The 20,232-nt window shown below is 67.2% G+C and carries 17 protein-coding genes; 12 read left to right on the top strand and 5 right to left on the bottom strand.

Going from position 1 to position 20,232, the window contains the following annotated elements; genetic code table 11:
• Positions 1–242 precede the first annotated feature (242 nt).
• The 12 genes from IV088_RS06570 to IV088_RS06515 all read left to right on the top strand — a co-directional run bounded on the left by IV088_RS06570 (position 243) and on the right by IV088_RS06515 (position 12,643).
• Positions 243–1,271 carry an amino acid ABC transporter substrate-binding protein gene (locus IV088_RS06570; RefSeq protein ID WP_291099409.1) on the top strand — a complete coding sequence of 343 codons (1,029 nt, stop codon included), beginning with the start codon at positions 243–245 and terminating at the stop codon, positions 1,269–1,271.
• Between the two features lie 107 nt (positions 1,272–1,378).
• The gene (locus IV088_RS06565; protein WP_291099407.1) at positions 1,379–2,578 is read left to right on the top strand and encodes an amino acid ABC transporter permease; all 1,200 of its coding nucleotides are present in this window, start codon (positions 1,379–1,381) and stop codon (positions 2,576–2,578) included.
• Between the two features lies 1 nt (position 2,579).
• Complete coding sequence (locus tag IV088_RS06560) at positions 2,580–3,683, top strand: amino acid ABC transporter permease (RefSeq protein WP_291099404.1); 1,104 nt, start codon at positions 2,580–2,582, stop codon at positions 3,681–3,683.
• Positions 3,684–3,715: 32 nt separating this feature from the next.
• On the top strand, positions 3,716–4,471 hold the full coding sequence (locus IV088_RS06555) for an amino acid ABC transporter ATP-binding protein (protein ID WP_291099402.1): 756 nt from the start codon (positions 3,716–3,718) through the stop codon (positions 4,469–4,471).
• Positions 4,472–4,611: 140 nt separating this feature from the next.
• On the top strand, positions 4,612–4,944 hold the full coding sequence (locus IV088_RS06550; RefSeq protein WP_291099400.1) for a hypothetical protein: 333 nt from the start codon (positions 4,612–4,614) through the stop codon (positions 4,942–4,944).
• Between the two features lie 78 nt (positions 4,945–5,022).
• Positions 5,023–6,384, top strand: coding sequence for a TolC family protein (locus tag IV088_RS06545; protein ID WP_291099397.1), 1,362 nt, complete (start codon positions 5,023–5,025; stop codon positions 6,382–6,384).
• A 134-nt stretch (positions 6,385–6,518) separates the two neighbouring features.
• Positions 6,519–7,925, top strand: coding sequence for a copper oxidase (locus tag IV088_RS06540; RefSeq protein ID WP_291099394.1), 1,407 nt, complete (start codon positions 6,519–6,521; stop codon positions 7,923–7,925).
• Positions 7,926–7,950: 25 nt separating this feature from the next.
• Positions 7,951–8,478: a cupredoxin family protein gene (locus IV088_RS06535; protein WP_291099392.1), complete on the top strand. Its 528-nt coding sequence runs from the start codon at positions 7,951–7,953 to the stop codon at positions 8,476–8,478.
• Positions 8,479–8,506: 28 nt separating this feature from the next.
• On the top strand, positions 8,507–8,980 hold the full coding sequence (locus tag IV088_RS06530) for a DUF411 domain-containing protein (RefSeq protein ID WP_291099389.1): 474 nt from the start codon (positions 8,507–8,509) through the stop codon (positions 8,978–8,980).
• A gap of 29 nt (positions 8,981–9,009) precedes the next feature.
• Positions 9,010–9,369, top strand: a complete 360-nt coding sequence (locus IV088_RS06525) for a copper-binding protein (RefSeq protein WP_291099386.1) — start codon at positions 9,010–9,012, stop codon at positions 9,367–9,369.
• A 230-nt stretch (positions 9,370–9,599) separates the two neighbouring features.
• Positions 9,600–11,159 (top strand): PAS domain-containing methyl-accepting chemotaxis protein, encoded by a 1,560-nt coding sequence (locus IV088_RS06520; protein WP_291099383.1) that lies wholly within the window; start codon positions 9,600–9,602, stop codon positions 11,157–11,159.
• 149 nt (positions 11,160–11,308) lie between these two features.
• The gene (locus IV088_RS06515; protein ID WP_291099381.1) at positions 11,309–12,643 is read left to right on the top strand and encodes a TAXI family TRAP transporter solute-binding subunit; all 1,335 of its coding nucleotides are present in this window, start codon (positions 11,309–11,311) and stop codon (positions 12,641–12,643) included.
• A 51-nt stretch (positions 12,644–12,694) separates the two neighbouring features.
• On the opposite strand, the gene IV088_RS06510 is transcribed toward IV088_RS06515, so the two are convergent.
• The 5 genes from IV088_RS06510 to IV088_RS06490 form a co-directional block, all read right to left on the bottom strand.
• Positions 12,695–14,773, bottom strand: a complete 2,079-nt coding sequence (locus tag IV088_RS06510; RefSeq protein ID WP_291099378.1) for a DUF1631 family protein — start codon at positions 14,771–14,773, stop codon at positions 12,695–12,697.
• A gap of 112 nt (positions 14,774–14,885) precedes the next feature.
• Entirely contained in the window at positions 14,886–15,437 is a 552-nt protein-coding gene (locus IV088_RS06505) for a DUF1415 domain-containing protein (RefSeq protein ID WP_291099375.1), read from the bottom strand.
• A gap of 116 nt (positions 15,438–15,553) precedes the next feature.
• Positions 15,554–17,215, bottom strand: coding sequence for an energy-dependent translational throttle protein EttA (ettA, locus tag IV088_RS06500; protein WP_291099373.1), 1,662 nt, complete (start codon positions 17,213–17,215; stop codon positions 15,554–15,556).
• A gap of 147 nt (positions 17,216–17,362) precedes the next feature.
• Positions 17,363–17,908, bottom strand: a complete 546-nt coding sequence (locus IV088_RS06495; protein ID WP_291099370.1) for a hypothetical protein — start codon at positions 17,906–17,908, stop codon at positions 17,363–17,365.
• Positions 17,905–20,097: a DUF1631 family protein gene (locus tag IV088_RS06490; RefSeq protein WP_291099366.1), complete on the bottom strand. Its 2,193-nt coding sequence runs from the start codon at positions 20,095–20,097 to the stop codon at positions 17,905–17,907. The genes IV088_RS06495 and IV088_RS06490 overlap by 4 nt, the downstream gene beginning before the upstream one ends.
• Positions 20,098–20,232: the final 135 nt, after the last annotated feature.

Below are 20,232 nucleotides of genomic sequence, written 5' to 3'. Positions count from 1 at the left end.
GTTGTCGCTCTTGGGACGGGTTGCCGGGCGGAGGCGCTGGCATGGAACCTGCTGATGCGATCGTCTCGGACCCGGGGTCGGTGGTAGAGCGATGCGGTCATACATTCTTCGCATAGTTTTCCCACGTAAACCCCGATGTCCCAGCCCACGGGGCGGGAATACAGTCGCCCTGCGGGTGCAAACCGCCCCTTTCTGGTGCGGCGCAACCTGACGATCAACCTTTACAGAGAACCGGAGAAACCATGAAATTGAATGCACTGAAACTGGCCGTGCTGAGCCTGGGCACTGCCTCGGCATTGGTGAGCTTGCCCGCCCATGCGGGCAAGACCGTGGACGCCATCAAGGCCCGTGGACAGCTGGTGTGTGGTGTGAACGTGGGCCTGGCCGGTTTCTCCGCCGCCGACAGCGCCGGCGCCTGGACAGGCCTCGATGTGGACTACTGCAAGGCCGTGGCCGCCGCGGTGCTGGGCGATGCCACCAAGGTCAAGTGGGTGCCGCTGACGGCCCAGCAGCGTTTCACCGCCCTGCAATCCGGTGAAGTCGACGTGCTCTCGCGCAACACCACCAACACCCTCTCGCGCGACGCGTCGCTCGGCCTGCACTTCGTGGGCGTCAACTACTACGACGGCCAGGGCTTCCTGGTCAACAAGGGCAAGATCACCAGCGCCAAGCAACTCAAGGGCGCCACCGTGTGCGTGCAGTCCGGCACCACCACCGAGAAGAACCTGACCGACTTCTCGCGCGCCAACAAGCTCAACATCAAGGCCGTGGTGTTCGAGAAGCTGGAAGCCTCCACCGGCGCCTACTTCGCCGGCCGCTGCCAGGCCTACACCACCGACGCCTCGGGCCTGGCCTCGATCCGTGCCAAGGAAGCCAAGGTGCCGGCCGACCACGTGATCCTGCCCGACCTGATCTCCAAGGAGCCCCTGGGCCCAATGGTGCGCCGCGGTGACGACGAGTTCTTCGCCATCAGCAAGTGGGTGCTCAACGGCCTGATCGAGGCCGAGGAATACGGCATCACCCAGGCCAACGTGGACCAGATGAAGACCAGCACCGACCCGCAAGTCGGCCGCATGCTCGGCTCGACCGAAGACCTCGGCAAGCACCTGGGCCTGGACAAGGAGTGGCTGGCCCGTTCCATCAAGGCCGTGGGCAACTACGGTGAGATGTTCGAACGCAACGTCGGTCCCAAGACCGCCATCAACCTGCCGCGCGGCAAGAACAACCTCTGGAGCGCCGGCGGTTTCATGTACGCCTCCCCTCTGCGCTGATCCGTCACCACCGGCACTTGGCCGTCGCAGGCACAAGTGTTCTATGAACCTGGTTTCGTAGGGCACTTGTGCCGTTTTTTTAGCCTTTCATTCTGGAACTGCCTCCCATGCCCCATCAGCCCATGATTGAAGCGCGGCCGCTGCCCGCCAAAAAACGGCGCTCGATGTCCTGGAACAGCCGCGAAGGCCGCAGCGTCATCTACCAGATCGTCGCCATCGCATCGGTGGTGGCCCTGGGCTGGCTGCTGGTGCGCAACACGCTGCGCAACATGCGCGAACGCGGCATCCAGAGCGGCTACGACTTCATGGGTCAGCCGTTCGGTTTCGACATCAGCGAAACCGTCATCCCGTACGACGTGATGAGCACCTACTGGACCGCCTTCTCCATCGGTCTGCTCAACACGCTGAAGGTCGCCGTCATCGGCATCGTGCTGGCCACGATCCTCGGCACCCTGATCGGCATCGGCCGCTTCTCCACCAACTTCCTGGTGCGCAAGCTCTGTTACGGCTACGTCGAGTTCTTCCGCAACGTGCCCATCTACCTGCAGTTGCTGATCTGGTACATCGTGTTCACCGAGATCCTGCCCAGCTTTGAAGAGGCCTGGCAGGTGGGCCACTTCTACCTGAGCAAGAACGGCCTGGCCTTCCCCTGGCCCATCTGGAAGCTGGGACAGACGCTGGCGCTCATCGGCCTCGTGCTGGGCGTGATCGCTTCGGTCATGTACTCGCGCAAGGCGCGGCGGCACTTCGACCTGACCGGCCAGCCAAAGCCGGTGCTGTGGGTGTCGCTGGCGCTGATCGCCGGACTCGCGGTCGCGGGCTGGCTCGCGGGTGGCGCCCCCACCGGCTGGGACCTGCCCGTGAAGGGCGACTTCCAGATCGAGAACGGTGCCGTGTTCAGCCCCGAGTTCACCGCGCTGCTGCTGGGCCTGGTGCTGTACACCGCGTCGTTCATCGCCGAGATCGTGCGCTCGGGCATCGCTTCGGTTTCGCTGGGCCAGCACGAAGCCGCGGCTTCACTGGGCCTGAACAAGGGCCATTCGATGCGGCTGGTGGTGCTGCCGCAGGCGCTGCGCGTGATCATCCCGCCGCTGACCAGCCAGTACCTGAACCTGACCAAGAACTCCTCGCTCGCCGTGGCCGTGGGTTACCCCGAGCTGGTGTCGATCGCCAACACGACGCTCAACCAGACCGGCCGCGCCATCGAGGCCCTGTCGATCGTGATGCTGGTCTACCTCGCACTCTCGCTCATCACCTCGGCGCTGATGAACTGGTTCAACGCCAGCGCAGCCATTCAGGAACGCTGAAATGCAACAGATTTATCAGAACATTCCTGCACGCCCGATGCCGGGCAAGAGCACTGGCGCCGTGGCCTGGCTCAAGATCAACCTGTTCTCCAGCGTCTTCAACAGCGCCATGACGCTGCTGGTGGCGGCGGTGGCCATACTCGCTGTGGTCAAGAGCCTGGACTGGGCGCTGTTCAACGCCGTGTTCGGTGCCCAGCTCGAAGCCTGCAACAACATGCGCGGCATCGGCGCCTGCTGGGGCGTGGTCACCGAAAAGGGCCGCCTGATCGTGATGGGCCGCTACCCGCAGGCCGAACACTGGCGCCCGGTGATCGCCACCGCGCTCATGCTGGGCGTGGTGGGCATCAGCTGCATGCCGCGTTTCTGGAACCGTTGGCTGGGGCCCATCTGGGTGGCCATGCTCGTGGTCTATTTCATCCTCATGAAGGGCGGTGTGCTCGGCCTGACCGCGGTGGACACCGACCAGTGGGGAGGCCTGCCGCTGACCGTGATGCTGACCGTGGTGTCGATGACCATGGCCTTCCCGCTGGCGATCTTCGTGGCGCTGGGCCGGCGCTCCAACATGCCGGCCATCAGAACCATCTGCACGCTCTACGTGGAGCTGATCCGCGGTGTGCCACTGATCACGGTGCTGTTCATGGCCTCGTTCATGCTGCCGCTGTTCATGCCTGAGGGCGTGAGCGTGGACGTGCTGATCCGCGTGGTGATCGCCATCACGCTGTTCTCGGCCGCCTACATGGCCGAGGTGGTGCGCGGCGGCCTGCAGGCCCTGCCCAAGGGACAGACCGAGGCCGCGGCCACCCTGGGCCTGAGCTACTGGCAGGCGCAACGCAAGATCGTGCTGCCGCAGGCGCTGTCGATGGTGGTGCCCTCGCTCATGAACACCTTCATCGGCATGTTCAAGGACACCTCGCTGGTGACCATCGTCTCGCTGTACGAGCTCACCGGCGCGCTGGCCCTCGCGCTCAACGCCGATGCCGACTGGCGCCCGTTCAAGCTCGAAGCCTATTTCTTCATCACGCTGATCTATTTCGTGTTCTGTTTCGCCATGTCGCGCTACTCACTCTGGGTTGAAAAACGCACGGCCGTGAGCAAGGTCCGCTGAACAAACAACACCCCAAAAAACGAAAGCCTCTCATGACCCAACAAGAAGCCCCCATCATTCATTTCGAAGGTGTCAACAAGTGGTACGCCAGCAATGGCTACCACGTGCTGCGCGACGTCAACCTCAGTTTCGCCAAGGGCGAGAAGGTCGTGATCTGCGGGCCGTCCGGCTCGGGCAAGTCCACGCTGATCCGCTGCGTCAACGCGCTGGAGGAATACCAGCAAGGCAAGCTCACGGTGGACGGCACCCTGGTCGGCGACGACCTCAAGGGTGTCGACAAGGTGCGCCGCGAAGTGGGCATGGTGTTCCAGCAATTCAACCTGTTCCCGCACCTCACCGTGCTGGAAAACCTGATCCTCTCGCCCACCTGGGTGGCCAAGCTGCCGCGCAACGTGGCGATTGAAAAGGCCATGGTGCAGCTGGAGCGCGTGCGCATCGCCGAACACGCCCACAAGTACCCGCTGCAGCTTTCGGGCGGCCAGCAGCAGCGCGTGGCGATCGCGCGCGCGCTGTGCCTCACGCCCAAGATCATGCTGTTCGACGAGCCCACCTCGGCGCTCGACCCGGAAATGATCAAGGAGGTGCTGGACGTGATGATCGGCCTGGCCGACCAGGGCATGACCATGTTGTGTGTGACGCACGAGATGGGTTTTGCCAAGGCCGTGGCCGACCGCGTGATCTTCATGGACCAGGGCCAGGTGGTCGAGCAAAACACGCCCGAAGAGTTCTTCAACCACCCGCAGACCGACCGCAGCAAGGACTTCCTGTCCAAGATCCTGGGGCACTGATGGCCCCTGGGCATCACCGTGGCGTGGCCGGGCTCCTCAACGACCGGCCCACAGGCGTTGGCGCCGCCCTGGCGTTGCGCCCGGTTGCCACCGGTCGCGTCCGCACTGAACTTCTCACGCTCGCCGGTATCATTCCCTGCATGCGTCACTGGCTGCTCATCTTTCTGATCGCCCTGCTCCCCCTGCGCGGCTGGGCGAGTGACGCCATGGCCATGTCGATGCCATCGACGCCCGACGCCGCAGCGCACTGCGCCGAACACCCCCCGGCCGCCGACACCAGCGGTCATGTGGACGCCGCAGCGGACGAACAACAGACCCACACCCTGTGCGATGTCTGCAACGGACCGGCCATGACCGCCGGCCCCCACCCAGGTCCCGCCGCCGCGCCGCTGCCGCAGGCGCTGGTGGCGCCCGAGCACAGTGACTTCGCCAGCGCCGTGCTCCAGCGCGGCCACAAGCCCCCCATCGCCTGAACTCACCCACCCGTGGTGCGTCCGCGCGTCCCCCTGCGGGACCGCGTTCGCACCGGTTTGTGAATTCAGGAGATGACCATGACCCCATTCCAGCGGCACCGTCCGCTGCTGCACCGCCTTGCCTGGGCGGGCCTGCTCGCCCTGCCGCTCATGGGCGCCCGTGCCCAGGCGGTGTCCGAAGCGCAGCGCGCCGCCGACCCCGCCACCCCCACCCCGGCCGTCGCCACCGCGCCGGCCCGACCCGCCCCCGTGGCATCACAGCCCCTGCCGGACAACCCGGCCGAGGCGCTGAAGCAGTGGCGAGCAGCCAACGAACGGGTGGCCGCCTTCCCCCGCGGGCACATCGACATCCTGCGCGCCGAGTCCGGTGACACCGCCGGCTCGGCCCAGGCCACCGGCCAACCCGGCCCGCTGTCGCTGAATGACGCGCTGCGCCAGTCGCTGCGCCTGCGGCCCGAGCTGCTGGACAGCCCCCGCGGCAGCGCCCTGGCGCAATCCGGACGCCACCTGGCCCTGCAGAACCATGTGGCCGAGCTGCGCCGCACCTGGGTGGACGCGGTCGCCGCCGGCCAGGCGCAGCGCCTGCAACAGGCGCGGCTGGACGCCGCCCGCAGCGCCGCCGAACTCGGGCGACGCATGGTGCAAGCCGGTAGCTGGAGCCAGGCCCGACTGCTGCGCGAACAGCTTGCCGAGGCCCGGGAAACGGCGTCCTTGCTGCAGGCCCAACAAGCCGCGCTGGGTGCCCGCGAGCGGCTGGCCCGCCTGCTGGGCCTTTGGCAGGGTCAGGCGGTGGCCGAACTCGACCAGCGCCTGCCGGCTGAGCTGGCGGCGCCACCCGCGACGCTGGAGGGCGACGCCCAAGGCATTGAAGCCCGGGTGCTGGCCCAGGACGCCGCCCTGGCGCTGCAGCGCATCGACGCGGTGCGCGACATCGAGGCCACGCCCCCGGCGCAGCGCGCCGCCTGGGACCGGGCGTTGCAGGAAAGCGCCACCGGCCTGGATGCCACCACGCTGCCTGCCGCGCCCCTGAACCTGCGCGACACCCGCCTCGCCAACGACCATGGGCTGGAACGCGCGGTGTCGGCCGAGGCCGGTTTGCTGCGCGCCGCGGTGGCCCGGCGCTCGGCCGCGCGCGAAGCCTGGGGCCGCCTGCAGGCGCAGCACGCGCTGGCGCAGCAGACCCACGCGGTCATCCTGCCGCTGCAAACCGCCCTGGAGCAGGAAACCCTGCTGCGCTACAACGGCATGCTGCAAAGCACCTGGGACCTGCTGGAGGCCAGCCGCGAACGCCTGGCCGCCACGGCCGCGGCCGCCCAGGCCCGCCGCGACTTCTGGCTCGCCCACCTCGACTGGCAACTGCTGCTCGCCGGCGGGGCCTACCAGCCCCCCGGCGCCAGCGCCACCCTGGCGCCCGCCGGCGCCGCCCCCCAAGGACACTGACATGAAGCACCCCCGCAGCGCTTCGCGCTACCCCTTCAAAGGGGGCGACACCAGCCGTCTGGCAAAGCCAGCCCGGCGGTGTCCTCCGACCCGACCGCTTCGCGCGTCGCTTGACCTCACAAAGAAGCACTGACATGCAAAGACGTCAATTTTTTTCCGGCGCCGCGCTCGGTGCCGTGGCCGCCGCCGGTGTGAGCCGCGTGGCGCTCGCCGCGCTGCCCGAGGCGGTGCAACAGACCTCGGCCGACACCGCCGCGCCCTGGACACCCCCCGGCGTCACCGGCGCGGGCCGCCCGTACAACCCGGTGGTCACGCTCAACGGCTGGACCCTGCCCTGGCGCATGGCCAACGGCGTGAAAGAGTTCCACCTCGTGGCCGAACCCGTGGTGCGCGAAATGGCGCCCGGCTTCCTGGTCAACATGTGGGGCTACAACGGCCAGAGCCCGGGACCGACCATCGAGGTGGTGGAAGGCGACCGGGTCCGCATCTATGTGACCAACCGCCTGCCCGAACACACCACCATGCACTGGCACGGCCAGCGCCTGCCCGCCGGCATGGACGGCGTGGGCGGGCTCACGCAGCCGCAGATCCAGCCGGGCAAGACCTTCGTCTACGAGTTCGTGGCGCGCCGGCCCGGCAGCTTCATGTACCACCCGCACGCCGACGAAATGACGCAGATGGCCATGGGCATGATGGGCCTGTGGGTCACCCACCCGAAGGCGAAACACCCGCTGATCGAGGCCGTGGCGCGCGACTACTGCTTCCTGCTCAACGCCTTCGATGTGGAGCCCGGCAGCATGACGCCGCAGGTCAACACCATGCTGGAGCAGAACATCTGGGCCTGGAACAGCCGCGTCTTCCCCGGCATCAGCCCGCTGGTGGCGCGGCTGGGGGAGCGGGTGCGCGTGCGCATCGGCAACCTCACCATGACCAACCACCCGATCCACATCCACGGTATCGAGTTCGAGGTCACGGGCACCGACGGCGGCCCGGTCCCGAAGACCGCGCGCTGGCCCGAGGTGACGACCGACGTGGCCGTGGGCCAGATGCGGCAGATCGAGTTCATCGCCGACGAACCGGGCGACTGGGCCATGCACTGCCACAAGAGCCACCACACCATGGGCGCCATGGGCCACGGCGTGCCGACCATGATCGGCGTGGACCACAGCAGCCTGGTCAAACGCCTGCAGAAAACGGCGCCCGACTACATGGTCATGGGCGAACGCGGCATGGCCGACATGGGCGAGATGCAGATGGAGCTGCCCGCCAACACCTTCCCCATGATGACCGGCACCGGGCCCTATGGCGCCATCGAGATGGGCGGCATGTTCACCACGCTCAAGGTGCGCGCCGACCAGAAAACCGGTGACTACGGCGACCCGGGCTGGTACGCCATGCCGCCGGGCACGCAGGCGCGCGAGGTGCCCACGCCCACCGCCGGGGCCGCCCAGTCACCCGCCACCACCGCGCAGCCCACCCCCGCAGCGCCGCCCAACGCCACGGTGCGCAAGCCCCAGGGCAGCGGCGGCCACCAGCATTGACGTCACCACCAAGAACCCAACACCCATGACACACACCCCCACCACCCGCCGCCGTTTCCAGCAATGGCTGACCCTGGCCCCACTGGCCGCCTGGCTGGCCCACCGCCCGGCCGGCGCCCACGGCGACCGCCATGCGGCAGGCGCCGCCAACGCGCCGGTCGTGAAGGAACAGAAGCCCTGGGGCATTGCCGCCGAGCCCAGGGAAGCGAAACGCAGCATCGAGATCCGCATGAGCGACAACATGCGCTTCACCCCCAGCCACCTCGAAGTCACCGAGGGCGAGACCCTGCGCCTGCGCGCGGCCAACCGGGGCAAGGTGCTGCACGAGATCGTGATCGGCACGCCCGAAGAACTGCAGGCGCACGCCGAGATGATGAAGAAGCACCCAGGCATGGAGCACGACGAGCCCTACATGGCCCACGTGGCGGCCGGGAAACGCGGCGACATCACCTGGACCTTCAACCGGGCCGGCGACTTCGAGTTCGCCTGCCTGATTCCCGGCCACTACGAGATGGGCATGCGCGGCACCATCCGCGTCGCGCCCCGGGCCTGACCCCATACCCTTCCTGATGGAGCACACCATGCAACGACGTTCCCTTCTTCTCGCCGCCCCAGCCCTGCTGGCCACCGCGCTGCCCGCCTGGGCCGCCACGCCACCGGTCAAAGACCTGCCGGTGCTGCAGGTCTGGAAAGACCCCAACTGCGGCTGCTGCAAGGACTGGATCAGCTACCTGCAGCGCGACGGTTTCCAGGTGCAGGTCTTCGAGACCGGCAACACCGCGGTGCGCAAGCGCCTGGGTCTGCCCGACCAGTTCGGCTCCTGCCACACCGCGCTCATCGGCGGCTACGTGGTCGAGGGCCATGTGAACGCGCGCGAGATCCGCCGCCTGCTGGCCGAAAAACCCAAGGCCATCGGCATCGCAGTGCCCGGCATGCCGGTGGGCAGCCCGGGAATGGACGGCCCCGAATACGGCGGCCGCACAGCCCCCTACGACGTGGTGCTGGTGCTGCCCGACGGCAGCGCCCGCGTCTACCAGTCCTATTTCCGCAGCTGATGACCGCCCCACTCCCAGGAGAACACCCCATGTCAAAGACCCTTGTGCTCGCCCTCGCGCTGCTGTCCCCCGCCCTGCCCAGCCTGGCGCAGAACCACGACCACCATGCGGCGCAGGCCGTCACCCCACCGGCAACCGCCGCCACCGCGACCCCGGCCAGCGGCCTGCCCATGGTGGATGCCGAAGTGCGCCGCGTGGACGCGGGCGCGGGCAAAGTGACGCTGAAACACGGCGACATCCCCAACCTGGAGATGCCCCCCATGACCATGGTGTTCCAGGTGCGCGACCTGGCGCAGCTGGGCAAATTGAAGGCTGGCGACAAGGTGCGGTTCACGGCCGACAAGGTCAACGGCGCCTACACCGTGATCGAACTGGAGGCGATGCCCTGAGGACGCACACGAAAGCACGCCTTCGAGCGCCCCCGGTGCGGTCTTTCTGACGGCACCGAGGCGTGTTGAGCCGGAACTGCAGGTCAATAAGGCCTCTGCTCCGGCTTTTTCATGTGCAGTGGCGCACATAGACTGGATTCTCCGAACGGTCTCAATTTGAGACAGACGGACTCAAGTTCACTGTCCCCCCTGACGAAACACAGGTAAGAACTCCACCGGAATCACCAGCCATGCGCACCAACCTGCCCGTCACCCACCAAGAGTTCCTCATTCCGAGCGGGGTCACCCTGGTCTCCACGACCGACCTGCAAAGCCGCATCACCTACTGCAACCCGGCCTTCATCGCCGTCAGCGGCTACTCGCGGGAAGAGCTGATCGGCCAGCACCACAATCTGGTGCGACACCCCGACATGCCGGCCGAGGCCTTTCGCGACATGTGGGCCACGCTGCAAAGCGGCTCGCCCTGGTCGGCCCTGGTGAAGAACCGGCGCAAGAACGGCGACCACTACTGGGTCATGGCCAACGCCACGCCGGTGGTGCAAAACGGCCAGCCGGTGGGCTACATGTCGGTGCGCACCCAGCCCACGCGCGAACAGATCGAACAGGCCGAGACCCTCTATGCCCGCATGCGCGCGGAAGCCGAGTCGGGCCAGACCACGATCGGCCTGCGCAGCGGCCAGCTGGTGCGCAGCGGCCTGCGAGGCCAGCTGCAGCGCTGGATGCGCCCGACCCTGGGCAAGAAGCTCGGCGCCATGACGCTGGGGCTCGCGTTCGGTGTGCAGTTCATGGAAAGCGCCACCGAAGGCCTGCCCGAGGTGTGGCACATGGTGGCCTATGGGGTCACCGGTGTGGTGGCGCTGGCCCTGGCCGCCTTCATGCGCCGCATGATGGTGGGACCGCTGGAACAGGCCGTCACCTTCGCCAACTTCATGGCCGCCGGCGATCTCTCCGCCCGCACAGCCAGCCAGGCCGGCGGGGAGTTCGGCGACCTCTCGCGCGCGCTCAACCAGCTCAACGTCAACCTGCAGGCTGTGGTGTCCGACGTGCGCCACGAGGTCGAGGGTGTGCAGGTCGCGTCCAATGAGATCGCCAACGGCAACCAGGACCTCTCGGCCCGCACCGAAGCCCAGGCCGGCAGCCTGGAAGAAACCGCTGCCTCCATGGAGCAACTCACCAGCACGGTGGAACAAAGCGCCACATCGGCGCGCGAGGCCGGGGTGCTGGCCAGCCGTGCGGCCAACGTGGCGGGCGAGGGCAACGAGGCCATGGCCCAGGTGATCGCCACCATGGACCAGATCAGCCGCTCGTCGAGCCGCATCAGCGAGATCATCCAGGTGATCGAAGGCATTTCCTTTCAGACCAACATCCTCGCCCTCAATGCGGCCGTGGAGGCCGCCCGCGCGGGCGAACAGGGCCGAGGCTTTGCCGTGGTGGCCGCCGAGGTGCGCAGCCTCGCGCAGCGCACCTCGACCGCCGCCAAAGAGATCAAGGTGCTGATCGACGAATCGGCCAGCCAGGTGTCGCAAGGCGGCCAGCTGGTGCACAACGCCGGCAAGACCATGGGCAACGTGGTCATGGCCGTGCAGCAGGTCAACGGCCTGATCGCCGAGATCACCGGCGCCTCGCAAGAACAGTCCATGGGGCTGTCGCAGATCAACCAGGCCGTGGGCCAGCTCGACTCGGTGACGCAGCAGAACTCGGCCATGGTCGAAGAACTCGCCGCGGCCGCCAGCTCGCTGCAGGCCCAGGCCAAGGTGATGAAGGAATCGGTGCAGATCTTCCGGATGTGAGGTAACAAGCCCCCACGCTCCGCCGCTGCGCGGGTCGCTGCCCCCCGAGGGGGCTGTTTTTCCTTGGGGCGGCCCGGCGGAAAAACGCGTTGCCGCTGCGCGGGTCGCGGCCCGTCTTGCCGCTGACGGACGCATGCTAAGGTAGCGGAATGCCCAGCAACATCCGCTACACCCTGCTGTCGTTGCGCGACCTGGCGGCATCCGTGGGGCCTTTCGCGCTGCTCACGGTGCTGCTGCTCGCGCTCACCTACTGGTGGCTCGACCCCAACCCGCCCAAGCGCGTCGTGCTCGCCACCGGCCCGGCCCAGAGCGCCTACGACGAGTTCGGCAAACGCTACGCCGACGCACTCAAGCGCTACGGCATCACCGTGGAATTGCTGCCCTCCCAGGGCTCGTCGGCCAACCTCGAACTGCTGCGCACCGGCCAGGCCGATCTGGGTTTCGTGCAAGGCGGCAGCGCCGACATCGGCTACGACGACGAGGAGTCGATCTCCTCGCTTGGCAGCCTGTTCGTGGAGCCGCTCTGGCTGTTTTACCGCGAAGACTCGGCGCTTCGCCTGCGCCAGCAACCCACCATCCAGTCGCTCGGGGATCTGGTCGGCTGGCGCGTCAACGTCGGCACCGCCGGCAGCGGCGTGCCACGCCTGTTCACCACCCTGCTCGACGTGAACCGCATCGACCGGCAGCAGCTCCAGCTCAGCGAACTGGAGCAAACGCCGGCCACGGTGGCCTTCCTCAACGGCGAGGTCGACGCCGTGGTGTTCGCCTCCGCACCCGAATCGCTGATGGTGCAGATGCTGCTGCAGTCGCCGGGCATCCACCTGCTGAACTTTGCGCAAAGCGAGGCCTATTCGCGGCGCTTCGGCTACCTCACGCCCGTGGTGATGCCGCAGGGCGTGGTGGACCTGTCGAAGAACATCCCCGAACACGACATGCACCTCGTGGCCTCGACCACCGGCCTGCTCGCCGGCGCCAAGACCCACCCGGCGATCCTGCAGCTCTTCGCCCAGACGGCCACCGGCCTGCACGGCGGCGCCAGCTGGTTCAGCCGGGCGCGCGAGTACCCGAACTTGGAGCACAGCGAGGTGCCGATCTCGCCCGAGGCGGTGCGCGCCATCAAGAACGGCCCGCCCTTCCTGCAGCGCTACCTGCCCTTCTGGCTCGCGAACCTGGTCGAACGCATGTGGCTGGCCATGGGCCTGATCCTCGCCCTGGCCCTGCCCCTCTCGCGCATCGTGCCGCCGCTCTACACCTTCCGCATCCGCTCGCGTGTGTTCCGCTGGTACGCCGAACTGCGCAGCATCGAGCAGCGCCACATGGACCACCAGGACGAACCCACGCCGGTGGACGACCTGCTGGCGCAGCTCGACCGGCTGGAGGAGAAGGTGGAGCAGGTCGTGGTGCCGCTGTCGCACACCGACGAGCTGTACGCCCTGCGCAGCAACATCGGTCTGGTGCGCAAGAAGCTGCTGAGGAAAAACTGAGCGCCGCGGCCCCGCCCGGACGGCGGTGCCGGCAGCCAGCGCACACCGTGCCTACGGCTGCAGGGCGCTGTTGATGCAGGCCTGACGCGCCACGGCATCCAGCGCGTCGTCGACCATGCCGTGGTTGGCCACCACGCGCAGCCGGTCCTGGGCCAGCAGGCGTTCCACGCCGCGCCTCGTCATGGACAGGGAGCGCCCGTCCGACCCGGTGAACAGGAACATGGTCCCGTGGGGGCTGGCCCAGGTGACCTGACAGCGCAGCGCGCGGCCCTCGTACCAGACATCGACCCAGGCGCCCACGGGCAAGACCTGGCCCCCCTCGCGGGCCACCGCCTCTTTGGCATCGGACCAGTCCCTCGGCATGATCTCGGTGTCCACGAAGGCCGGCTGCGTGTCCATCAGCGCGTCCTCCATGAAGCCGGTGTCGCGCGCTTCGACCGGATGCATCCAGGGCTCGTCGGCCTCCGGCTCGAACTGATGGCTGGGTGGCGAGTCCTCGACGGGCGCTTCCCGCTGGGTCTTGTACGCCGCCTCGTGCAGCCCCATCAGGGCCGAAAAAAACGACTCGCTCTGGGTGCGCGGGTAATCGATGGCATCCAGGCCCTCGCGCAAGGTGCGCAGCAGGCCGGGAATGATCTTGATCAGGCGGGGCCGGTTGCGACTGGCCTGCGCCAGCTGAGAAGACCACAACAGGTCGGGCACGATGTCGGTGTAACCCGCCGCAGACGCCAACGACACGGACGCCACCGATTTTTCGGCCGCGTCCATGCGCGCCTGAGCCACCACCTGCGACCAGGGCCCGGTCAGGAAACGCCGCACCACGCCGGGTGCACGCTCGAAATCGTTGCGTGCCCGGAACTCGGTCGCCACCCGTTCGGCCAGCAGGTTGCGCTGCTCCACGCGCATCAGGGTCTGCACGGCCAGCCCGCGGGCCTGCGCCTGCCTGGGCACCAGGGCCTCGGCCCGCGAGCGCGTCAGCAGCTCCAGCAGGCCGGGAAAACGGTCGGGCAGATCGGCCCCCGAGCTCTGCAGCGCGCGCACGATGTCATGCACCTGTGTGGCAAACGGTTGGTACCCCGCATCCTGCTCGCTGGTGAACGCCAGGCCGCGCTCGGCGATGGCGTCGAGCAGGCGGCGCGCGGGGTTGTGCCGGTCGGCAAAAAACCGGGGATCGCTGCGCGCGAGCAGCAAGAGTGCCGGCTTCATGCCCTGCAGCATGTCGCGCAGGGGGGCCAGCAGGCGTTCGTCGGTGGTCAGGCGCCGCAGCATCAGCGTGACCACCTCGGCCGCCAGGGTGCGCACCATGGCGTTGCCCGAACCCGAGGCGCCCTGGTCGCTGGGGCCGCTGCCCGACTGGTCGAGGTTGCCCACCAGCAACTGGTGCAGGTGGTCCAGGGTGAGCAGCGCATCGGGGCCGCGCACCGCTTCCGTCGACACCGATTCACTGCGGACGCTGCCCTCCGGTGCCGGTGTGCGGCCTCGGGGCGTCTGGATCACGGTGTAGCCCGCGGGCTCAATGCCCCTGCTGTCGAGCAGCGCGCTCAGGCGCACGTACATGTCCCGCAGCTCCTCACCAAAGGCCACGGCACCGGTCTGCAACCAGCGCGAACGCACCGCCGGCTCCACGTGCAATCCGTTGAGCGCGCGCATCAGGGACGTCACCACCACCTCGGAGCGCAGCGGGTTGGCCTCGATGCGCACCCGCTGCAGACCCCTGGCGCTGCTCATGCGCGCGTTCAGGGCATTCAGCGCCTCGTCGGCCGATATCTTGATCACCTGCTGCACACGGGCGAGTTCCACGGTCTCCTGCACCTGTTCATCGCCCATGAGCTCCAGTTCGTCAAAGCTCAGCGACTTCAGGCTGCGGGTCGGGTTGGTGGTCGACGGCAAGGCGCCTTCCACCGATTCGGCGAAGGCCTCCAGAAAGCGTGCCGCAATCAGCTCGTGGTGGCTCTCCAGCGTGGTCCGGGCCTGACCCAGGGCCTGCTTTTCCTGCGGGCGGCTGGCGGCGCTTTCGCGTTGTTGCAGCGCCTCCCGCAGCTTGGTGAGCCAGCGCGGGATCCACGCGCGCGTCTGCACGAGGGCTTCCTTCAGGCAGGCATCAAAGGACTCGTTCGGGCTGGCGTCCATGCGACCGGATACCTTTCATCTCCAGAGATGGAGCAAGGGTTGGTGTGCCTTCCAGTATCCCCATCCAACCCGGCGCGCGATACCCGGATGTGCGCGCCCAACCCCGGCCAGTTCAGGGTTTTGCCAGCAGTGCCTGCCAGCCCGAAGCACCCAGTGCCCGCAGGGTCTCGATGTTGCGCTCGACAATCTTTTCGGCGTCGCCCGCGTCGGACGCCACCGCACGCTCCACACTCTCTTCGCGCAGCAGGTGCAGCGTCGGGTACGGCGCGCGGTTGGTGGCGTTGCTGATGTCGTCGGGTTCGGCCCCGTCAAACTGGAACAGGGGATGGAAGCTCGCCACCTGGATGGTGCCTTCCAGTTCGTGCTCGGCCACCACGTCGTCCACCACGCCCATGAAGTCGTTGAACACGAAAAAATCCGGGAACAGCGTGGGGTGCACCAGCAGCGTGGTGTCGATCTGATCGGCCGGCGTGTTCACCAGCAGGTCCAGCTCGCGGTCCAGTTCGTCGAGAAAGGCATCCAGGTGCCTCGCCCGGCTGACCACGATGCGCACCTGGTTCTTCACATACACCGAACGCGCGAACGGACACAGGTTCAACCCGATCACCGCCTTCTCGATCCAGCGGCGGGTGTCGGCGAGCACTTGTTGATCGGTGAGTTCCATGGTGTTTCCGGAGCGATGGGCAGTTCAACCAAGAATGCCGCGGAACTGGCTTCGCCAGGCCGCAGGCATTGCCCCCCAGTGGGGGGTGACGCACCGCAGGCGCGGCGCAGGGGGCGTCAAATAGATTTGAAGCGCGCGCGCTTAGGACGGGCACCCTCTTCACCCAGACGGCGCTTCTTGTCGACCTCGTACTCGGAGAAGTTGCCGTCGAAGAAGTACCACTGCGAGTTGCCTTCGCAGGCCAGGATGTGGGTGCAGATGCGGTCCAGGAACCAGCGGTCGTGCGAGATCACCATGGCCGAGCCGGCGAACTCCAACAGCGCTTCTTCCAGCGCGCGCAGGGTTTCCACGTCCAGGTCGTTCGAGGGTTCGTCCAGCATCAGCACATTGCCGCCCTGGGCCAGGGTCTTGGCCAGGTGCAGGCGGCCGCGCTCACCGCCGGAGAGGTTGCCCACCAGCTTCTGCTGGTCGTTGCCCTTGAAGTTGAAGCGGCCGATGTAGGCACGGCTGGGCATGATGAACTTGCCCACGATGATGTTGTCCAGGCCGCCGGACACGTCCTGCCACACGGTCTTGCTGCCGTCCAGGCTCTCTCGGCTCTGATCCACGAAGGCGAGCTTGGCGGTCTGGCCGATCTCGACCGAGCCGGAGTCCGGCGTTTCCACGCCCTGGATCATGCGGAACAGTGTGGACTTGCCGGCGCCGTTGGGGCCGATGATGCCGACGATGGCGCCCGGGGGCACCGAGAAACTCAGGTTGTCGATCAGCACCCGGTCACCGAAGGACTTGCTCACGCCCTTGAACTCGATGACCTGGTTGCCCAGGCGCTCGGCCACCGGGATGAAGATTTCGTTGGTCTCGTTGCGCTTCTGGTAGTCGACGTCGCTCAACTCCTCGAAGCGGGCCAGACGCGCCTTGCTCTTGGCCTGGCGGCCCTTGGCGTTGGAGCGCACCCACTTGAGTTCTTCCTTCATCGCCTTGGTGCGGGCGTCTTCCGACTTCTGCTCGGTCTCCAGGCGGCGTTCCTTCTGGTCCAGCCAGTCGGAGTAGTTGCCTTTCCATGGGATGCCTTGTCCCCGGTCGAGTTCCAGAATCCACTCGGCCGCGTTGTCGAGGAAGTAGCGGTCGTGGGTGATGGCCACCACGGTGCCGGGAAAACGCTGCAGGAAATGCTCCAGCCACTCCACGGACTCGGCGTCCAGGTGGTTGGTGGGTTCGTCGAGCAGCAGCATGTCGGGCTTGGAGAGCAGCAGCCGGCACAGGGCCACGCGGCGCTTTTCGCCCCCCGACAGGTTCTTGATGATGGCGTCCCAGGGCGGCAGGTTCAGTGCGTCAGCGGCCAGCTCCAGCTGCAGATCGGCATTTTCCGAGCCCGAGGCGGCGATGATGGCTTCGAGCTCGGCCTGTTCGGCCGCGAGGGCGTCGAAGTCGGCGTCCTCGTCAGCGTAGGCGGCGTACACCTCTTCCAGGCGCTGCTTGGCGGCCAGGGCGCCGCCGATGCCTTCTTCCACCGCCTGGCGCACGGTCTGTTCGGGGGAAATCTGGGGTTCCTGTGGCAGGTAGCCGATGCGGATGCCCGGCATGGCGATGGCCTCGCCCTCGATCTCCTTGTCGATGCCGGCCATGATCTTGAGCAGCGTGGACTTGCCCGAGCCGTTCAGGCCCAGCACGCCGATCTTGGCGCCGGGAAAGAAACTGATGGAAACGTTCTTCAAGATCTGCCGCTTGGGCGGCACGGTCTTGGTGACACGGTTCATGGAGAAAACGTATTGGGCCATTTGGATAAAAATGCTGAGTGACCGAAGGGAACACAGGCCACAGCGCGTCAGCGCTGGTGCGGCTCCGTTTCAACAAAGACGCCTTGCGCCGTTGCTGTCCTGCCGCTGTGCTGCCAAAAAAAGAAGTCTTCGATTATCGCCCGGGCTTCAATCGTCATCCAGGTTGTCTGGCAAGGGCTTGCTGATCAGTTGCTGCATGGCCGGCGGCAAAACGCCCGCCTGCAACCAGTCCGGCAGGGCGTCAGGCAGGTTCCAGCGCGCCTGCCTGAGCACCATGGCCAGCCCCTGGAACCACAGGTGCGTGCCCTTGCGGCTCAGGCGCAGGACCAGCGGTCCGCTGCCGGTGTCGAAGGTCATGTTGACGGATTCGCTGCTGGTCTGGGTGCTGATCTTCTGGCACAGGCGCTCCTGCGGATCGCTCCTGGTGCCCGGCGACTCGTGGCCGGCACGGATCTGGGGCGGGCGCTGCCCCGGAGCCGCCTCGTGGAGCGACAGGTCGTGCTCGATCGACGCCCGGGCTCGGGGGCTGGCGCCACCCTGCTCGCCCGGCGTGGACGCCTCGAACGAGGGAAGCACCGTGCCGAAAATGCTGATGACCATGCGGCGGGTGAACCAGACGGTGCTGTCCTGCTCGTGCACGCGCATCCAGATGCGGTCCTGCGCCGCGTTGTAGCCAAAGGTGGTGGTGGTCACGGGGTGGTTCCAGGCTCAGCGGCGCCATCGGCTTCGCTCTGGTTGCGCAAGGCGAGCTGGGCGACGGCATCGAGCGCGCCCTCGACCATGCCCCCGCGCGACACCACCCGCAACTGATCGGCATGGCGCAGCCGGTCCAGCGTGCGCCGGGTCATGGAGTGGGCCAGCCCCTTGGCGGAGATGAACATGAACAGGCTGCGGTGCGGGCTCGTCCAGGTCAGCTCGGCCCGCACCCAGGCGCCCTGAATCAGCAGGTCCACCCAGGCACCGGTGGCCAGATCGGCGCTGTGAGCATCCCCCGAATCGGGCGCGGCTGGTGCGGCGGGCTCTTCTGACACGTAGCCGGCATCGGTGGCTTCGCTGTTGGCCATCCAGAAGGTTTCGCCGTGTTCTGCGGACGCTGGCACGGCGGCGGAGGCCGGGTCGTCCACCCGCTCGAACAAGGTGGGAATGTCCGCCACTGGCGGCGCGTCACCGGGCTCCGGCGACGCCGCCCGGTCAAAGGCCTGCTCGTGCACGGCCACCAGCATGTCGAAGAGCTGGCCCGTCAGGTCGGGTGGGTATTCGATCAACTGCAAACCCCGCCGCAGTTGCCCGAGCAGGCGGGGCACCAGCTTGACCAGCCGCTCGGTGTCACGCCGGATGAGCTCGATCTGCACGCTCCAGATCAGGTCTTCCGCGACGCGGTCAATCGGCTCGTCCGCTTCGACCGAGGCCACGCCGGCCAGCTGGGACTCGGCCACCACCTGCGACCAGGGGCCACAAAGGAACTGCAGCACGAACTCGGGGATGTCCTTGTCCAGCGTCTGGCGCTGGAAGTCGGCGGCCAGCCGCTCGGCCAGCAGGTGCCGCTGCTCGGCATGCATCAGCGCTCGGGCGGCCTCGGTCCGCATCTGGTTTTTGCTCGCATCGTCCTGCTCCCAGCGCCGGCGAAGGCGTTTGAGCAAGCGGGCAAACACCTCCTCGGTCGCGGCGGCCCGGTTGAGCGAATACACCGCATCGATGATCGAATCCAGCAGCTTGGAGAAACCTTCGTCGTTCTGGCCCTGAAACCCGAGGCTGCGCTGGGTGATTTCTTCCAGCAACTGGCGCGCGGGGTGCCGGCGCTCGCTGAAAAAACGCGGGTCGGCTTGCGACAGTTTGATCAGGATGGGTTCCAGCAGGCCGATCTGCTGCCGGATGGCCGGCAGCAAGCGCTCGTCCTGCGTCAGGTTGTCCAGCATGAGCCGAACCACCTCCTGCCCCAGCAGGCGACCCAGGTTGTTCTCCAGAACAATGGGCAGTTCGGGCTTCGCCGCCGCCTCATCGGTGGAGCTGGCCCGCTGACGCAAGCGACGAATCAGCGGCTCGATCAGGTCCAGGTCCTCCAGCGCCGTCATGGACAGGGGCACCGTGTGCACGAACCCCTGGCCCGTCGATTCCTCATGGCTCAGGTCACCCGCGAGCAGCTGCCGAAGCCGGCCCAGGGTGAGCATCGTCCGCCCCACGGCGCCTTGGGGGCCTTGCTCCCGTTGGGCCAGCAGCGCAGGACCGGCCACCGGTTCCACGCCGTGCACCAGCAGCCACTGGATGAGTTCGCGATAGACCTGCCGCAGGCTTTCACCCAGCATGCCCGCCGCCGGGAAAAACAGCGCGCTGCGCTGCTCGTCGTCGGGAACATGGCGAACCAGCAACTCGCGCAGGGCATGGGCAAATGCGGCGGGCCTGAGCGGATTGAGTTCGGGTTGCACGGTCATCCAGCCCATCAGGCTGCTGACCAGGGCATTGAGCCTGGGCAGCTGCTCGGTGCTGGCGCTCCGGATCGACTGCTCGGCCACGGCAAAGCCGATGGTGGCGTCGATCAGCCGGTCATCGAGCTGCCGCAGGTCGTCAAACCGGACCGACGCCGGTCCCGCGGCATCCAGCACACTGCCGTGGTACAGCACCTCGCGCAACTGCTCGTGCCAGGTGCGCTTGAGCGCATCGGACTCTTCGCTGAGCCGCTCGATCAGCTCCAGCTGGAGGTGCGTCTCGGCCAACGGCGGGGCGCCTGCCCGATCGGGGTCCAACGCCGCTTGCAGGCCTTCGAGCAGTTCGTCGATCATCGAATCGGATATCGACAGCGCGGCTTCGAGGCAGTCCTGCAGCGTGGGGCGCAGGTGGCTGGCGTCGTTGGCCATGCCCAACCGGAGCATCTTGGGAGCGTTCATCGGGGCTGAGTAGAAGTGAGATCGGCGGATTGAGGCGCGGCAGGGAGGCCGCACCCCGGGTGCAAATTCCATGTTCCGCGCCATTATGTGAGCGCGGCGGAACCTTCCGGCAAGCATCTTTCCGTGCCGGCGCGA

The sequence above is a fragment of the Hydrogenophaga sp. genome (assembly GCF_018780075.1).
In the GTDB taxonomy this organism is placed as follows: domain Bacteria; phylum Pseudomonadota; class Gammaproteobacteria; order Burkholderiales; family Burkholderiaceae_C; genus Hydrogenophaga.
The sequence above is the reverse complement of the archived record's forward strand: the minus strand, read 5'-3'. Positions and strand labels throughout refer to the sequence as shown.

Excerpts from the sequence above, each read along its gene's own strand:
- IV088_RS06570 (WP_291099409.1), top strand. The coding sequence starts at position 243 with ATGAAATTGAATGCACTGAAACTGGCCGTGCTGAGCCTGGGCACTGCC.
- IV088_RS06565 (WP_291099407.1), top strand. The coding sequence starts at position 1,379 with ATGCCCCATCAGCCCATGATTGAAGCGCGGCCGCTGCCCGCCAAAAAA.
- IV088_RS06560 (WP_291099404.1), top strand. The coding sequence starts at position 2,580 with ATGCAACAGATTTATCAGAACATTCCTGCACGCCCGATGCCGGGCAAG.
- IV088_RS06555 (WP_291099402.1), top strand. The coding sequence starts at position 3,716 with ATGACCCAACAAGAAGCCCCCATCATTCATTTCGAAGGTGTCAACAAG.
- IV088_RS06550 (WP_291099400.1), top strand. The coding sequence starts at position 4,612 with ATGCGTCACTGGCTGCTCATCTTTCTGATCGCCCTGCTCCCCCTGCGC.
- IV088_RS06545 (WP_291099397.1), top strand. The coding sequence starts at position 5,023 with ATGACCCCATTCCAGCGGCACCGTCCGCTGCTGCACCGCCTTGCCTGG.
- IV088_RS06540 (WP_291099394.1), top strand. The coding sequence starts at position 6,519 with ATGCAAAGACGTCAATTTTTTTCCGGCGCCGCGCTCGGTGCCGTGGCC.
- IV088_RS06535 (WP_291099392.1), top strand. The coding sequence starts at position 7,951 with ATGACACACACCCCCACCACCCGCCGCCGTTTCCAGCAATGGCTGACC.
- IV088_RS06530 (WP_291099389.1), top strand. The coding sequence starts at position 8,507 with ATGCAACGACGTTCCCTTCTTCTCGCCGCCCCAGCCCTGCTGGCCACC.
- IV088_RS06525 (WP_291099386.1), top strand. The coding sequence starts at position 9,010 with ATGTCAAAGACCCTTGTGCTCGCCCTCGCGCTGCTGTCCCCCGCCCTG.
- IV088_RS06520 (WP_291099383.1), top strand. The coding sequence starts at position 9,600 with ATGCGCACCAACCTGCCCGTCACCCACCAAGAGTTCCTCATTCCGAGC.
- IV088_RS06515 (WP_291099381.1), top strand. The coding sequence starts at position 11,309 with ATGCCCAGCAACATCCGCTACACCCTGCTGTCGTTGCGCGACCTGGCG.
- IV088_RS06510 (WP_291099378.1), bottom strand. The coding sequence starts at position 14,773 with ATGGACGCCAGCCCGAACGAGTCCTTTGATGCCTGCCTGAAGGAAGCC.
- IV088_RS06505 (WP_291099375.1), bottom strand. The coding sequence starts at position 15,437 with ATGGAACTCACCGATCAACAAGTGCTCGCCGACACCCGCCGCTGGATC.
- ettA (WP_291099373.1), bottom strand. The coding sequence starts at position 17,215 with ATGGCCCAATACGTTTTCTCCATGAACCGTGTCACCAAGACCGTGCCG.
- IV088_RS06490 (WP_291099366.1), bottom strand. The coding sequence starts at position 20,097 with ATGAACGCTCCCAAGATGCTCCGGTTGGGCATGGCCAACGACGCCAGC.